Here is a 14,304-nt window from a genome sequence, read left to right on the forward strand (position 1 = left end):
CAAGGAAATGCCCAAGGCGGGCATGCAACGGATGCGATATGAATTGACGGATCTCAGGGTTTTCCTTGCGATTGCCCAGGCCAAAAGCCTCAGCGCAGGCGCGGCTGAAATGCATTTGACGGCGCCATCGGCCAGCTACCGGCTCAAGAATCTGGAGCAGGCCATGGGCGCATCGCTGTTTGAAAGAACGTCCAAAGGCATGGTGCTGACCCCGGCGGGAATGACGGTCAAGAAATACGCCGATTCCATTTTCGGCAGCGTGGACCGCCTGCACGGAGAAATGCAAAGACACATCAACGGAATATCAGGCCATATCCGCGTCTTTGCCAACAGCAGCACGCTGACGGGAATCGCGCCCGTGCTCAGCCGCTATCTGGCCCATTATCCGAACGTCAATGTGGACCTGGAGGAGCGCCTGAGCGAAGACACGGTGCGCGCCGTGCTCGACGGCAGTGCCGACGTGGGCCTGGTGGCCGGGCAGATCGATCTGCATGGCCTGCACGCCATCACCTATGGCCGCGATGAACTGGTGTTCGTGGTGCCCGCTGGCCACCCCTTGGCCGCCAGCAGCAGGGTGCCGCTGGAAACCGCGCTGACCTACGACCTGGTCTCGATCGGCCGCAAGACCAGCAACTTCCTCTACCTCCAAGGCATGGCCTCCAGGCTGGGCATGAATCCCAGGGTACGTGTGCACGCACCAACATTCGAGGCCGTGCTGCAGTGCGTGCAGGAAGGCGTGGGAATTGCGCTGGTGCCGCGCTCCATTGCCCGGCCGGCGCTGCAGGCGCGCAGGCTGGCTGCCGTGGGCCTGGACGAGGCCTGGGCGCAGCGCGAGCAGAAGGTGGTCACGCGCGAACCCGAAACCCTGCCCGCCTATGCCCGCGATTTCGTGGCCTATGTGGCGGCCCAGCCTTTGCCCGAGGAAGGCGCCGTGCAGGAATCCCTGCCTTAGAAGATTTGGAATTCCGCTTAGAAAATGCCGACTGGCTGGGTGATGGTCGCACTTCTAGAATGCGGCGAATCGAATATTCGCCTCGTTCAAGAAAATGCAGACACGCCCATTGGATGGTTTGACGGTATTGGCCATGGAGCACGCCGTGGCAGGGCCTTTTGCCAGCCGGCAACTGGCGGACCTGGGGGCCAGGGTCATCAAGCTGGAGCGATTGCCCGATGGGGATTTTGCGCGGGGCTATGACGACAAGGTCCATGGTGAATCATCCTTTTTTGTCTGGGCCAATCGGGGAAAGCAAAGCCTGGCAGCAGATATCAAGACCGCCGAAGGGCAGCATATCGTCGGGAAAATACTGGAAAACGCCGATATCCTGATCCAGAACCTGGCCCCCGGTGCCATGCAGAGAATGGGCATGGATTTCGACAGCCTGCATGAAAAATATCCGCGTCTCATCGTCTGCGATATATCGGGTTATGGCGAAGGCGGACCGCTCAGCGACAAAAAGGCCTATGACCTGCTGATCCAGGCGGCAGCCGGCCTGATCTCGGTCACGGGCACGCCCGACCAGCCCGCACGCGTGGGCATTTCCATCGCCGACATCGCGGCCGGCATGTATGCCTACTCGGGCATTTTGTCCGCCCTGCTGCAGCGCGCCCGCACCGGCCGGGGCCTGCGCGTGGAGGTGTCCATGCTGGAGGCGCTGGCCGAATGGATGTCCTACCCGCTGAACTTCGCCCACTACGGCGGCGCGGCGCCTGCGCGCAGCGGGCTGACCCATCCTTCCATCGCGCCCTATGGCCAGTACACGGCCGGTGATGGCCAGAGCCTGATCTTCGGCCTGCAGAACGACCGCGAATGGCACAGCTTCTGCACCCATGTGCTGCAGCAGCCCGCGCTGGCGCAGGACGCGCGCTTTGCCACCAACCTGCAGCGCGTGGCGCACCGTGCGGAACTCGATGCGGTGATCGCATCCGTGCTGGCCCACCTGAGCCGCGAACAGGCCATGCAGCGCCTGGATGCAGGCGGCATCGCCAACGCGCCGCTCAACGACATGCACGCGGTCTGGAGCCATCCCCAGCTGAAGGCACGCCAACGCTGGCGCGAAGTCGCCACGCCCGCCGGCAGCGTCCAGGCCCTGCTGCCCCCGGCCACGCTGTCGGATGCCGAAGCCGCCATGGGCGCCGTGCCCGCGCTGGGCGAGCATACGCAGGCGCTGTGGGAGGAGTTTGGCGGGCAGGCTCGAGGCCGGCAAGAGTGATGCCCGATGGGTCCAGGCGGGCGATGGTGGTTGAACGACGCAACCCATTCGAGCGTGGCGAACTCGACCGCTTCCTTGGTTGTCATCGGCTCTCTTGAGAGGGACGAAGAGGGTCGCGCTCAGGCCGCGAGCGCTGCGCGCAAGCGCTCGATTCTTCGCCGCCGCTCGGCGCGTGCTTCGAGCGCCTGCGCCATATCGACTTCGACAAAGCGTGCCTTGTGGTTTGGCTGCATCTGGGCGATGAGATCCATGTCGGCGCTGATGACGGTGCCGACCATCGCGTAGCCGCCGCCCGAGACCGCATCGCGGTGCAGGATGATCGGTTCGCGTCCGCCCGGCACCTGGATGGAACCGTACGGGTAGCCCGCATCGACGATGTTCGACGGGTCGTCGCCCGCGCCGAATGGCGGCGTGCGCTCGTGGAACTTCAGCGGCGTGCCGTTCTTGTAGCGGTAGCCGATGCGGTCGGCCTCGGAACCGACGGTCCAGGTGTCGGCAAAGAAGCTTTGCACCGACACCTCCTGCAGTCGGTGAAAGTAGATGCCCGGCAGCACACGCAGGACCACTTCCTTGTCGAGCACCGGCAGCAATGCGGCCTGCACCGTGCGACCCGCGCGGGCGGCGGCGGACGGTACACCCACGGGCAGTCTGTCGCCGGCCAGCAGCTTGCGTCCGTTGAAGCCGCCGAATGCGCCCAGGCCGTAGGTCGAGCGGCTGCCCAGCACCACCGGCACGTCGATGCCGCCGGCCACGGCGATGCACATGCGCGCGCCGAGTTTCATGAAGTCGAAGCCGAGCCTGTCGCCGGCCTGCACCGCGAATGCGGTATTGCGTGGCACCTCATTGCCGTTGAGCTTGATCTTCGCGTCGGCGCCGGTCACGGCCACCAGCGCGGGCGCGTCGAACTGCAGCTCGGGCCCGAGCAGCGTGCTTTCGATGACGGCCGCACCTTCGTCGTTGCCGACCAGCAGGTTTGCGAGCACCAGGCTTTGCTGGTCGAGCGCACCCGACAGCGGAATGCCCAGGTGGTAGTAGCCGGGGCGGCCGGCGTCCTGCACGCTGGTCGCGAGGCCGGGCTTGAGCACTTCAATCGCCATGGAGCACTTTCAGGAGCTGTTGGTTGTAGCCGCCCGGGTCGGCCAGGAAATCGTTGAGCGAGAACGACACTGGTGCGATGCGCAGCGCGTAGGTGCCGGCCTCGACCTGCGCGATCTGGCGGTCGTACTCGGCGCGGTCAATGGGCTTGTACTTGACGATGTCGCCGGGCTGGAAGAACACCATCAGCTCCTTCAGGTAGGACAGCCGTTGCGCCGGGTCGAAGATGGGCGCGGGCGTGACACCGAACATCTGGTAGCCGCCCGCACCACGCACCGAGTAGATGCAGCTGAAGCAACCGCCGTGGCCCAGCGTGAGCCTGGGCGTGTCGGTGCGCGGGCTCAGGTACTTGGGCACCTGGATCTGGCGCTGGCGCTCGACCATCTGGAACAGAAAGGGCAGGCCGGCCACGAAGCCGACCATCGACACGAACCAGGGCGCCGACGAGTGCGCCTCGATGAAGGCCTCGACCGAGACGTGGCCGTTGATGCGCGCCGCGTACTCGATGTCGGTGCCTGACGGGTCCTGGTGCCGCTCGCGAAAGCGCATCAGCGTCTCGTGTGTCCACGGGTCGTTGTAGAGCACGGGAATCTCGACGATGCGCGTCTGCATCTGCAGGTCGGCATCGCCCAGGCCCGCTTCGATGTCTTTGAGCATGGCGAGCAGTGCGTCGGGCGCGATCGCATCGGGGTCGAAGCGCACGAGGTAGGCGGCGTTGGCGGGACAGATCTCGGTCACGCCCGTGATCTCGCCCGCCTGTGCGCGGCGGCGCAGCTCATTGCAGATGGCCATGCCCTTGAAGAACGCGGGCAGCGACATCTCTTCGCTGATCTCGACGAACAGGTGCTCGTCGCCGCCGAAGCTGTAGCGGGCCTGGGCGGGGAGGGTGCTGGCAGCGGTCATGCGTTCACCTCCGCAAGTGGAGCGGGTGCGTCGGCCAGCGGATTCACCGCCAGCCAGGTTTCGAGAAAGCCCGTGTGGAATGCGGCCTGCGCCACGCCCGCGTCCTCGCACAGTGCGCGGTGCAGCGGGATCGTGGTGTGGATGCCTTCGACCTGCAGCTCGTCGAGCGCGCGCCGCATGCGGGCCAGCGCACCGGCGCGATCGGTGTCGTGCACGATCAGCTTGCCCAGCAGCGAGTCGTAGTACGCCGGCACGGTGCAGCCGGGGAACAGCATGGTGTCGAAGCGCACGCCGGGGCCGCCCGGCACCACGAGCTGCGACACAAGGCCCGGGCTCGGCATGAAGTTCTTCGCGGCGTTCTCGGCGTTGATGCGCACCTCGATGGCCGCGCCGGTCAGCCGGATGTCTTCCTGCTGCAGGCGCAGCGGCTGGCCGAGCGCGATGCGCAGCATCTCCTTCACGAGGTCGATGCCGGTGATCATCTCGGTGACGGGGTGCTCGACCTGGATGCGCGTGTTCATCTCGATGAAGAAGAACTCGCGCGTGTCGTCGTCGTACAGGTATTCGAGCGTGCCCGCGCCGCGGTAGGCCACGGCATGGGCCAGCCGCAGCGCCGATTCGCACAGCGCCGCGCGCGTGGCCTCGCTGATGGCGGCCGAGGGCGCTTCTTCCCACACTTTCTGGCGGCGTCGCTGCAGCGAGCATTCGCGCTCGAAGCAGTGAACCACGCGCTGGCCGTCGCCCAGGATCTGCACCTCGATGTGGCGCGCCTGGCGGATGAAGCGTTCGAGGTATACCTCGCCGTTGCCGAAAGCGGCCTGCGCTTCCGCCGTGGCGGTGGCGAACTGCTGGCGCAGCTCGGCTTCGTCATGCGCCACGCGAATGCCGCGCCCGCCCCCGCCGGCCGAGGCCTTGATCATGATGGGGTAGCCGATGCCCTTTGCCAGCGCGACGGCGGTGTCGGCGTCTGTCACCACGCCCACGCTGCCGGGCACGGTGGGCACGCCGGCCTTCATGGCCGCGGCGCGCGCGGCGGCCTTGTCGCCCATGGTGCGGATCGCGTGCGGCGTCGGGCCGACGAACACCAGGCCCGCGGCCTCGATGCGCTCGGCGAACACGGCGTTTTCCGACAGGAAACCGTAGCCCGGATGCACGGCGCCGGCGCCGCTGTCGGCTGCCGCTTCAAGAATGGCGTCTACGCTCAGATAGCTCCTGGTGGCATGCGCCGGGCCAATGCGCACGGCTTCGTCGGCCATGCGCACCGCGAGGCTTTGCGCGTCAGCGTCGCTGTAGACGGCGACGGTCTTGAGGCCCAGTTCCTTCGCGGCGCGGATGATGCGCACCGCGATCTCGCCGCGGTTGGCGATGAGCAGTTTGTCGAATGCGGCGGTCATGGTCCGGGGCCTCACGCCGTTTCGATGACGGCCAGCGCTTGGCCAGGATCGACGGGTTCGCCGTTCTCCACGGCAAAGCCCCGCAGCCGTCCGGCCACGTCGGCCGTGACTTCGCTGAACTGCTTCATCACCTCCACCAGGCCGATCACATCGCCCACGGCCACGGTGTCGCCTTCGGCCTTGAATGGCGGCGCGTCAGGCGCCGAACGGCGGTAGAAAGTGCCCGGCAGCGGGCTGAGGACTTCATGGGTAGCGGGCATCGATGCACTCCTGGAAAGCGGGAACAGGAACGAAAGCGGGAAGAACGGAAAACTCAAGGCCGCGCCGGCGCAGCCGCACCGGCAAAACCTGCAACTTCGATGCCGTGCTCGGCCAGTGCGCGGCGCGTGGCCTGTACGAGCGCCAGCGCGCCGGGCGTGTCGCTGTGGATGCACACCGAGTCGAAGCCGATCGCCACGTCCTGGCCTTCGACCGTGCGCACCACGCCTTCGGTGCAGGCGCGCAGCACCTTGGCGGCCACGGCCTCGGGGTCGAGCGCGCCGACGCGGCGGGTGAAGACGATGGAGCCGCTCAGGTCGTAGTCGCGGTCGGCATAGAACTCGCGCGCCACGGGCTGGCCCAATTCGCACGCCACCTGGAAGGTGACGGACGATTCCATGCAGAACAGGCGCAGCGTCGGTTCGATCTGCTGCAGGGCCGTGACGAGTGCACGCGACAGCGCCTCGTCGCGTGCCGCATGCATGTAGAGCGCGCCGTGCGGCTTGATGTGCTGCAGCGTCATGCCGGCCAGCCGCGCGAATTCGCGCAGCGCGCCGAGCTGGTAGACCATGTCGTTCACCAGCTCGTCGGCCGGTGCATTGATATGGCGGCGCCCGAAGCCCACGAGGTCGCGAAAGCCCGGGTGCGCGCCGATGCCCACGCCGTTTTCCCGGGCCAACAACACCGTCTTGCGCATGATGTTCGGATCACCCGCATGAAAGCCTGTGGCGATATTGGCCGAGCTGATCAACGGCATCAATTCCTGGTCCACACCATCGCCGATGGCCCATGGACCGAAGCTTTCGCCCATGTCGGAGTTCAGATCAATCAGCGTCTTCTTCACGTTTTTGCCTTGTGTTGTTGGCACGGCCAGATGGCAGCAATGCGGGACAAGGTGAAGATTAGTGAGCTGAAAATCGGCTGAAAAGCATTATTTACAGGCGATGCGATATCTGAAAAACAGATACGCCGACTGCCTGCAATGAACGCTACCCTGCAGATCAGTGAATCCTCGGTATCGGATTTGCGCGCGCTGGCATGTAATTTTTGAGAGATAAGTAAATACCCCAGGAAGACCGCACCATGTCTCTGACCCTTCGCCAGCTCAAGTACTTCACGGCGGTGGCCGAAGTGGGGCGCATCTCACATGCGGCACTTCAACTCAACATCTCGCAATCGGCGGTGACCACGGCAGTCCGGGAGCTGGAGGAAATGCTGGGGCAGCAGCTGTTTGAGCGACAGCCTCATGGCGTGGAACTGACCCGGGCCGGACGGCGTTTTCTGAGCCATGCCTATGCCGTGCTCTCTGCTGCCGACGAGGCGATCCGCATGCCGCATGAGGGAGTGAATGTCGAGGGGACGCTGACCATTGCCGCCACCTACACGGTGCTCGGCTACTTCTTGCCCCATCACCTTCAGCGTTTCGAGCAATTGCATCCGCAGATCAAGGTCAAGGTGCACGAAGTAGTGCGTGAAGCCATTGAGGAGGGACTGATCACGCAGCAATACGACATGGGAGTACTGCTCACGTCCAATGTGGTGCTGCGCGAGCTGTCGCTCGAGACATTCTTTGGCTCGCAACGCCGACTGTGGGTGCCGGCCAAGCATGCGCTGCTCGAAAAGGCGGAAGTCACGCTGGCCGATGTGGCGGCCGAGCCCTACATCCTGCTCACCGTGGACGAGGCTGCGGGCACTGCAATGAAATATTGGAGCAAGACGCCGTACCAACCTCAGATCAGGCTGCGCACGAGCTCTGTAGAAGCAGTGCGCAGCACCGTGGCGAATGGCCTAGGTGTGACCGTTCTCTCGGATATGGTTTATCGACCTTGGTCGCTGGAGGGAAAGCGCATTGAAACCATCAGTCTGCGCGACGCCGTGCCAACGATGAACATCGGGCTTGGGTGGAAGCAAGGCATCGAATTTTCCCCAGCGATGACGGCGTTTCGCGATTACTTTCGGCAGTTGTTTCTCGAGCCGGTCGTGCATCAAGGCAGAAGGAGGCCCGGCGGTTGATGTCGTTGGTTGGACATGCCCATTTCTGCATTCAGCAAAACGGCTTGCTCCGAATTTCCCGCACATGCGAATGCATCAATTGAGGCATCACTTCATGGCCTGGGTGAAGAATGCCGGCGATTCTTGGATCGATCGACATTCTCTTTCAGCCGCTGTTTTTCACGCTTGATCTACGGCATGGCCATGGTCTCATCCACGGCCCTGCGTCACCGCTGCGCCGCAGGCGGCAGCCGCCTTGTGGCGCTGACGCTGGACGGCCAGTCGCTGGGTCAGATGATCTCGGCGGGTCTGAGAATTCGGGCGTGCGCGGTTCGCTGTTCGCTGTTCTTGAGCCCTTCCTGAGGGAGCTAGCCCCGCACATGGTTTCGGTCGCGCCCCGGGGCAGTCCTGGTTGGGGGTGCTTTGCCCCAATGCGCCTCTTGTAGACTTGGCCGGCCATTGAAGAATGGCCTTATCTCTTCTGCTGCATGGTGCAAAAGGTCCCCTCATGAGCGATATCCAGCTTTTCCGTCTGCAAGGCGGCACCGCCACCGAATTGGCCGCCACGGCGGTGGCGCTGGAGCGCAATCTGCAGACGCTGATCGAAGGCCAGATGGAAACCTTCCTGGGCGTGCGCTTCCTGGCCACGGAATACGCCACCGGCAAGACGCACCGCGGCCGTATCGACTCGCTGGGGCTGGACGAGAACAACTGCCCCGTCATCATCGAATACAAGCGGCACAGCAACGAGAACGTCATCAACCAGGGGCTGTTCTACCTGGACTGGCTGCTGGACCACAAGGCCGAATTCCGTTGGTTGGTGATGGAAAGGCTGGGTAAGGACGTGGCGGACAGCGTGGAATGGTCGGGCACCCGGCTGCTGTGCATCGCTGCGGATTTCACGCGCTACGACCAGCACGCGGTGCAGCAGATCCCACGCAATATCGAGCTGATCCGCTACAAACGCTTTGGCGAAGACCTGTTGCTGTTGGAGCTGGTGAACACGCAGACGGTGGTCGAACCAGCCACGGTGACCGCCAAATCGTCTTCGATAGATGCCAGCCCCATCACCTCCAAGCCGCAAGGCAAAGACAAAAGCTTTGCCGAACAGCTGCAAGGCGCGACTGCGGACATCCAGGCCCTGTATGCCGATGTGCGCTCATTCGTGTTTGCGCTGGGCGACGACGTAACGGAAAAGCAGCTCAAGCTCTATGTCGCCTTCCGCAAGCTCAAGAACTTTGCCAGCGTGGTCATGTACCCCAACAAGATGCTCGTGATGCTGAAACTGGACCCCGACACTGTGACGCTGGAGGAAGGTTTCAGCCGCGACGTGCGGCAGATCGGGCACTGGGGGACGGGGGAGCTGGAGCTGTGCCTGCGCAGCGCGGGGGATCTTGAGCGGGCAAAGGTGTTGCTGGAGCGGGCGTATGTGGAGGGGTGAGGAATAGACCCTTGCAACTGCTCGTCATTAGGTCCTAGATCGTGTCGCCAAACGCTGCCTGTTCGAGCAGCGTGTGCTGCCGCCGCCAGTCCGGCATCTGTTGTGCCACAAGAGCCCAGAAAGCCCGGGTGTGGCTCTTCTCGATCGTATGGCATAACTCGTGCACGACCACATAGTCCTGCACACTGGCTGGCAACTCCATGACGCGTGGGTGAAATTCCAATACGTTTTTCGCACTGCAACTGGCCCACCGGCTTTGGAACAGTCTGATGCGTGCGCCAGCGGCCTGCAAGCCGGACTGGCGTTCCCAGTGGCGGACGCGCGCCAGCAGTTTCTCTTGCGCCCGCTCTCGATAAAACGCTGTCAGCAAGGGCGCCAGCGCATCGGCGCCAATATCTCGGCCCATCGGGTTTTCGATCAGGAAGCGCGAAGCGGTGAAATGGAGCGTGGGATAGAGCAGGCCGGGCGTGTGCTTCACCTCGGTGAAGTAGGTCCGTCCGCAATAGCGCAGACGGCTGCCGGTGACTACCAGCTCTTCGGCCAATGGCTGTTCGACCTGCGCCTGCTTCTCGCGAATCCAGCGCGCACGCTGACGTACCAAGACCTCTTGCTCTTGCCGGGAGACCCTCGGACCGCGCAGCAACACCGGCTGGCCACGCTCGACAGTCACGTAGTGACGCTTGAGCGTGGCGTCTGCCTTGAAGCGCCATTCAATGGTCGTCTGTCCGTATTGCAGCTGAGGCATGGCGCTCAGTTCTTCAAAAGAATGTCCAAGATGCGTCCGGCATGCTCGCGAGCCACTGGGCGTTCCCAGCCAGCGATGGGCGTCAGCAATCTGCGCAGCAGGTCTCGGACCTCGGGATGCAGATCAAGCATCTGCTTCCAGTTGCTGGCAGCCAGGGTATGGCTCAGTTCCTGGTCTTCAAACAGCTTGGCAGTTGCAGCTCGGGCGGTCTCATTGCCCAGTAGCGCTGCCAAGTAGTGGTAGGTGGCCGCCTCTGCCGGCTTGTCAAAACCGGTCGTCTTGTCCTTGTCCATCACCCGCTGCCCGAACAGCTCCAACTGTTCCAGGAATTGTGCCTGGCTGATGCGTCCTGCCTTCTCTTCTTCCAGCAGCTTCTCCAGTTCCTCTGCCAGCTTGTCGAAGAAGGCCGGGTCCTTGTCACGTCCGGTGGCAATGGTGTGCTTGAGCTGGTTCTTCATCACCAGCGCCTGGCTGCCAGGGCTGGCCAGATGCTTCAGCCGCGCCATGTCGCTGGCATCCAGAATGGAGACTTCGCGCCCCAGCAGGCTTCTGGCCGGGCTGGCGGCGATGTACTCGTCCAGCAGGCGCTGCAGCAAGGCGGATTCCAACTGGGTAATGCGCTCGCGGTAAGTGGCATCGGGCAACTTGTCGCGCAGCATCAGCCGGATCTCTCCGAACAGTGTGAAGTAGGGCTTGAAGGGCACGCCACGCACATCGGGCAGGATGATGTCGATGCTGCGATTGAACTGCTTCACCAGTTCCAGGAAGTCCTCGACGGCATCCAGCCGGTAGGCCGGATCGAGAAAGCTCTCTGCATCGTCCTTGTAGCCCTCGCGTTGGGTCACGGGGTCATGCTTTTTGGGCAGCAGCTTGAGGATGCGCTCCAGTGTGCTCTGCAGCTTGGGCAGTTCGCTCTCCACGCCTTGCCAGACCTGTGAGGGCTGTACTTCGCCACCGTAGATCTTCAATGCATGATCCAGGTGGTCCACCACACCGTGGTAGTCCACGATATAGCCGGCGTTCTTGCCCGTCAGCGTGCGGTTCACGCGTGCAATGGCCTGCAGCAGCGTGTGCTCCTTCAGTGGCTTGTCGAGATACATGGTGCTGACGATGGGGGCGTCCCAACCTGTCAGCAGCATGTCGGAGACGATGATGAGGCCCACATTGTTCGCATGTGCCTGGCCGTCGTACCCCTTGCGCTCGTCACCATAGGGCAGCGGAAAGAGCTTGCCGACGAATGTGCTGATCTGCTCCGACGGCATGGCGACCGGTTCCTTGCCGTTCTTGAGCTCGTCTCGCACCCGCTCTTCGATGCTCTGGACCTTGGCTATTTCGAGTTTGTATGTCGCAGCAGCCTCTTCGACGGTCGCCCCTGTGCGCGCGCCGGTGATGCCGGCCAGTGAAATCACTACCTTGCTCTGGAAGGTGGGAAGACCCTGCTCGGCACGTTGTGCCATCAGGCTGTCGAGCAAGTCCTTGTAGCGCACGGCCATGTCGCGGCCGTCGCAGACCAGCATGGCCTTCAGCCCTTTGGCTTGCACATGGGTCACGAAGTGCTCCACCAGATGCGCCGCCACTTGCTGCATGCGGTTTCCCGCCTTGCGCCATTGGGCAAGCAGCGCTTGCTTCAGAGCCTGCTGACGCGCCTCGGACTCCTTGGCGAACTGTGCGTCGAAGGCCGCGTCAAGCCCCGCATCGGCAGCCAGCTTGACCCAGGCGTCCTGGTACTTGATGGGCAACGTGGCACCGTCGGCCACAGCCTCGTGCAGCCGGTATTCATCGATGTAGGCGTCGCCCCCGAACTCCGCCAGCGTGTGCTTGTCATCGTTCAGCAGCGGTGTGCCGGTGAAGGCAATGAATTTTGCGTGGGGCAGGCTGGCCCGCATGAAGGCGGCCAGAAAGTCGTACTGGCTGCGATGGGCCTCGTCCACAAGCACATAGCAGTTGGATTTGGCGCTCAGTACCCGGAAGTTCACCGGTTCGCGGCTGATTTCCTGCCACTTGGCCGCAAGTGCAACGCCATCTTCATCGTGCTGGCCGAAGTGCTCGTTGAACTCCTGCACCATGAAGAAGTCCTTGCCTTCGCGTATGCGCCTGTGCCGCGTGGCTTTGTTCAACTCGTCTTCGTCGTCTGCGCCATGGGTGGTGGCCAACTGCTCCGGCGAATGCGGCTCATCGTTCTCCTGGAACTTTTGCACGGTGCTGGTGAAGACGCTGCCATAGTCATTGCCCAGCATCCGCACCAGGCCTGCCACCGAGATGGCCTGAATGGCCTTGATGCCTACGGCGTGAAAGGTATCGAAGATCTGCTTGTCCAGGTCTTTGCGGTCCGTCAGCACCAGCACCGTGGGGTTGGCCAGGCCTGTGCTGTCGGCGCGCAGCATGCGGGCCAGCAAGGCCATGGTGAGCGACTTGCCGCTGCCCTGGGTGTGCCAGATCACGCCTCCCATGGGTGTTGCCGCCGTCAGGCGCGCAAGCGTCTTGCGGACGGCACGCCACTGCTGGTAGCGCGGCAATTTCTTGACGGTCTTGCCATCACGTGCCTCGAACAGCACGAAGTGGGTGACCAGTTCCAGAAAGCGTCGAGGCTCGAATAGTGCCCACAGCAGTTGCTCCTGTTCGCTCGGCTCGCTGTCCAATAGTTCCCTCACCGTACCCAGTTCGTCTTCCTGCAGGCGGTAGCGTGCGTAGAAGGCCGGTTTGGTGAGGATTGCGCCATACAGGCCCTGGCGCCGGTTCAATGCCACACAGACTTGGTTGAACACGAACTGCGGCGCAAAGCTGCGCTGATAGCCATCCAGCTGGCCAAGCGCCTCGTCCAGGCGGTGGTGGCTGGCCTTGCATTCGATGATGGCCAGCGGCAGGCCGTTGACGAACAGCAGCAGGTCGGGGCGGAACAGGTCGCCGTCGGCATTGCGGCCCACGTACTGGTCCACCACATGGAAGTCGTTGCGGCTGGCTTCGGCTGCGTCCAGAAAGCGCACGCTGCGCGGCAGGCCCGCCAGGTCTTTCACCTGGATGTCCGAGCGGTGCAGCACCTGCTGCCATACGGCCTGGTTGGCCGCCAGCAGCGCGTCGTGGGTGCGCTTGCGCAGCTCGATCAGCGCCGCATCCACCCCGCTGGGCGCTTCGGCCAGCCAGGGGTTCAGGGCCAGCAGCCGCGCGCGCAGCACGTCTTCCAGTACCGGGGCCAAGTGGCGGTGCTCCACCTTCACTGCGGCACCGGGCAAATGGGTGTAGCCCAGTCGCACGAGCCATTCCAGGGCCGGAGTTTCCACTCCGGTTTTCTCGGGGGACTGGCTCATGGATGTACTCCCAGGATCTGGGTTTGCAGCGTGTGGTTCATTGGGTTATTCCTCCCGGCGGCTACGGTAGCAAACCACTGTGCCTGTTGAGGGGCCGGCGCCTTGGGCGGGCGTCGGTGTCTTCTTCATCACCTCGAACTGTCGGCTTTCATGCAGCACCTGCCGCCAGCTACTGCAACCGTAGCGTTTGGGCATCTGGTCCGGATGCTGCCGGGCGATCCAGGCGATGGCAGCGTTCAGCACGATCCAGTTCTCCTTGCCACCCGATGCAACGAGTGCCTGTTCCGCCTCGCGCAGGCTGGCCACGATGCCGCTTGCGGGCCAATGCACTTGACCGTCAGGTGTGATTGCGCCGAATAGCAGGTCTTTAAAGGCGCCACCGTCCATGAATGACGCCATCAGGGTCCGCGCATGGTCCATCTGCTCGGTCCAGTTGCGTAGCGTCTGGTAGTGCCTGTCGATGGTCGCCCGGCTGGCATCCAGGTAGGCCACGGCGGCTTCGCATCGGTCGAGCTGGCCCAGGTCGAAGCGCTCCAGCAGGTGGTGCACCAGCTCATTGCGCAGGTCCACCAACTCCTTGAGCTCGACCTTGATCGCCTCATGGCACTCGGCGCTCATCACCATGCGTTGCTGGTAGCTGACCCAGAGCCTGTCGCCGGGGGAATTGTCCGTCTCCTGCTCCGATGCGGCCGCGTTTTCCTCCGTATGCAGATACGTCCCCGTAAAGAGGCCTACCAGCCCGCCCAGGGTCGTCTTCTGGACACTTGCCACCCGGGCGTCTCGCGCGGCCTGGAGCTGGACCGGCTCCCCTTCCAGGTTCATGCCGACCACCATAGCCTTCAGCAGCTGCTCGTACTGCTGCAGGCGCAGCAGGCAGCCGCCCAGCTTGTGCTGTGTGGCGCGCTGCAGCTCGGCTAGGCAAGTGCTGTTGGCGTTTGGCGTGACTGCGGCATCCATGGGA

Annotated in this window: 12 protein-coding genes; 4 read left to right on the forward strand and 8 right to left on the reverse strand. The window is 63.5% G+C overall.

Annotation, left to right across the window (positions count from 1 at the left end; all coding sequences use genetic code 11):
• Positions 1-31 precede the first annotated feature (31 nt).
• Positions 32-952, forward strand: coding sequence for a LysR family transcriptional regulator (locus ACF8LI_RS16410; protein ID WP_047468272.1), 921 nt, complete (start codon positions 32-34; stop codon positions 950-952).
• A 133-nt stretch (positions 953-1,085) separates the two neighbouring features.
• Complete coding sequence (locus tag ACF8LI_RS16415) at positions 1,086-2,210, forward strand: CaiB/BaiF CoA transferase family protein (protein WP_392413367.1); 1,125 nt, start codon at positions 1,086-1,088, stop codon at positions 2,208-2,210.
• Between the two features lie 119 nt (positions 2,211-2,329).
• On the opposite strand, the gene ACF8LI_RS16420 is transcribed toward ACF8LI_RS16415, so the two are convergent.
• Genes ACF8LI_RS16420 through ACF8LI_RS16440 form a run of 5 tightly spaced genes read right to left on the reverse strand, consistent with a single transcriptional unit; the run spans position 2,330 to position 6,704 of the window.
• Entirely contained in the window at positions 2,330-3,307 is a 978-nt protein-coding gene (locus ACF8LI_RS16420; RefSeq protein ID WP_047217520.1) for a biotin-dependent carboxyltransferase family protein, read from the reverse strand.
• Complete coding sequence (locus ACF8LI_RS16425) at positions 3,297-4,208, reverse strand: allophanate hydrolase subunit 1 (RefSeq protein WP_047217519.1); 912 nt, start codon at positions 4,206-4,208, stop codon at positions 3,297-3,299. Before ACF8LI_RS16425 ends, ACF8LI_RS16420 begins: the two co-directional genes overlap by 11 nt.
• A complete protein-coding gene (locus tag ACF8LI_RS16430; protein ID WP_047217518.1) occupies positions 4,205-5,602 on the reverse strand; it encodes an acetyl-CoA carboxylase biotin carboxylase subunit in 1,398 nt (465 codons plus the stop codon). The genes ACF8LI_RS16425 and ACF8LI_RS16430 overlap by 4 nt, the downstream gene beginning before the upstream one ends.
• A gap of 11 nt (positions 5,603-5,613) precedes the next feature.
• Positions 5,614-5,862 (reverse strand): acetyl-CoA carboxylase, encoded by a 249-nt coding sequence (locus ACF8LI_RS16435; protein ID WP_012201946.1) that lies wholly within the window; start codon positions 5,860-5,862, stop codon positions 5,614-5,616.
• A 53-nt stretch (positions 5,863-5,915) separates the two neighbouring features.
• Positions 5,916-6,704, reverse strand: a complete 789-nt coding sequence (locus tag ACF8LI_RS16440) for a 5-oxoprolinase subunit PxpA (protein WP_047217517.1) — start codon at positions 6,702-6,704, stop codon at positions 5,916-5,918.
• A 239-nt stretch (positions 6,705-6,943) separates the two neighbouring features.
• Here ACF8LI_RS16440 and ACF8LI_RS16445 point away from each other — a divergent pair, with 239 nt between their 5' ends.
• The gene (locus ACF8LI_RS16445) at positions 6,944-7,873 is read left to right on the forward strand and encodes a LysR family transcriptional regulator (protein ID WP_012201944.1); all 930 of its coding nucleotides are present in this window, start codon (positions 6,944-6,946) and stop codon (positions 7,871-7,873) included.
• Positions 7,874-8,360: 487 nt separating this feature from the next.
• Positions 8,361-9,293, forward strand: a complete 933-nt coding sequence (locus tag ACF8LI_RS16450; protein WP_047217516.1) for a DUF5655 domain-containing protein — start codon at positions 8,361-8,363, stop codon at positions 9,291-9,293.
• Between the two features lie 34 nt (positions 9,294-9,327).
• Here the strand turns inward: ACF8LI_RS16450 and ACF8LI_RS16455 are convergent, their stop codons facing one another.
• Genes ACF8LI_RS16455 through ACF8LI_RS16465 form a run of 3 tightly spaced genes read right to left on the reverse strand, consistent with a single transcriptional unit; the run spans position 9,328 to position 14,300 of the window.
• Positions 9,328-10,038 (reverse strand): M48 family metallopeptidase, encoded by a 711-nt coding sequence (locus ACF8LI_RS16455; RefSeq protein WP_047217515.1) that lies wholly within the window; start codon positions 10,036-10,038, stop codon positions 9,328-9,330.
• 5 nt (positions 10,039-10,043) lie between these two features.
• Complete coding sequence (locus ACF8LI_RS16460; protein ID WP_047217514.1) at positions 10,044-13,343, reverse strand: type I restriction endonuclease subunit R; 3,300 nt, start codon at positions 13,341-13,343, stop codon at positions 10,044-10,046.
• A 45-nt stretch (positions 13,344-13,388) separates the two neighbouring features.
• Positions 13,389-14,300 (reverse strand): OST-HTH/LOTUS domain-containing protein, encoded by a 912-nt coding sequence (locus tag ACF8LI_RS16465; protein ID WP_047217513.1) that lies wholly within the window; start codon positions 14,298-14,300, stop codon positions 13,389-13,391.
• Between the last annotated feature and the right edge of the window lie 4 nt (positions 14,301-14,304).

This window comes from Delftia sp. WSY_12 (assembly GCF_043104645.1).
In the GTDB taxonomy this organism is placed as follows: Bacteria; Pseudomonadota; Gammaproteobacteria; order Burkholderiales; family Burkholderiaceae_C; genus Comamonas; species Comamonas tsuruhatensis.

Coding starts and splice junctions, on each gene's coding strand:
- ACF8LI_RS16435 (WP_012201946.1), bottom strand. CDS start 5,862: ATGCCCGCTACCCATGAAGTCCTCAGCCCGCTGCCGGGCACTTTCTAC.
- ACF8LI_RS16430 (WP_047217518.1), bottom strand. CDS start 5,602: ATGACCGCCGCATTCGACAAACTGCTCATCGCCAACCGCGGCGAGATC.
- ACF8LI_RS16465 (WP_047217513.1), bottom strand. CDS start 14,300: ATGGATGCCGCAGTCACGCCAAACGCCAACAGCACTTGCCTAGCCGAG.
- ACF8LI_RS16420 (WP_047217520.1), bottom strand. CDS start 3,307: ATGGCGATTGAAGTGCTCAAGCCCGGCCTCGCGACCAGCGTGCAGGAC.
- ACF8LI_RS16415 (WP_392413367.1), top strand. CDS start 1,086: ATGGAGCACGCCGTGGCAGGGCCTTTTGCCAGCCGGCAACTGGCGGAC.
- ACF8LI_RS16445 (WP_012201944.1), top strand. CDS start 6,944: ATGTCTCTGACCCTTCGCCAGCTCAAGTACTTCACGGCGGTGGCCGAA.
- ACF8LI_RS16455 (WP_047217515.1), bottom strand. CDS start 10,038: ATGCCTCAGCTGCAATACGGACAGACGACCATTGAATGGCGCTTCAAG.
- ACF8LI_RS16425 (WP_047217519.1), bottom strand. CDS start 4,208: ATGACCGCTGCCAGCACCCTCCCCGCCCAGGCCCGCTACAGCTTCGGC.
- ACF8LI_RS16450 (WP_047217516.1), top strand. CDS start 8,361: ATGAGCGATATCCAGCTTTTCCGTCTGCAAGGCGGCACCGCCACCGAA.
- ACF8LI_RS16460 (WP_047217514.1), bottom strand. CDS start 13,343: ATGAGCCAGTCCCCCGAGAAAACCGGAGTGGAAACTCCGGCCCTGGAA.
- ACF8LI_RS16410 (WP_047468272.1), top strand. CDS start 32: ATGCGATATGAATTGACGGATCTCAGGGTTTTCCTTGCGATTGCCCAG.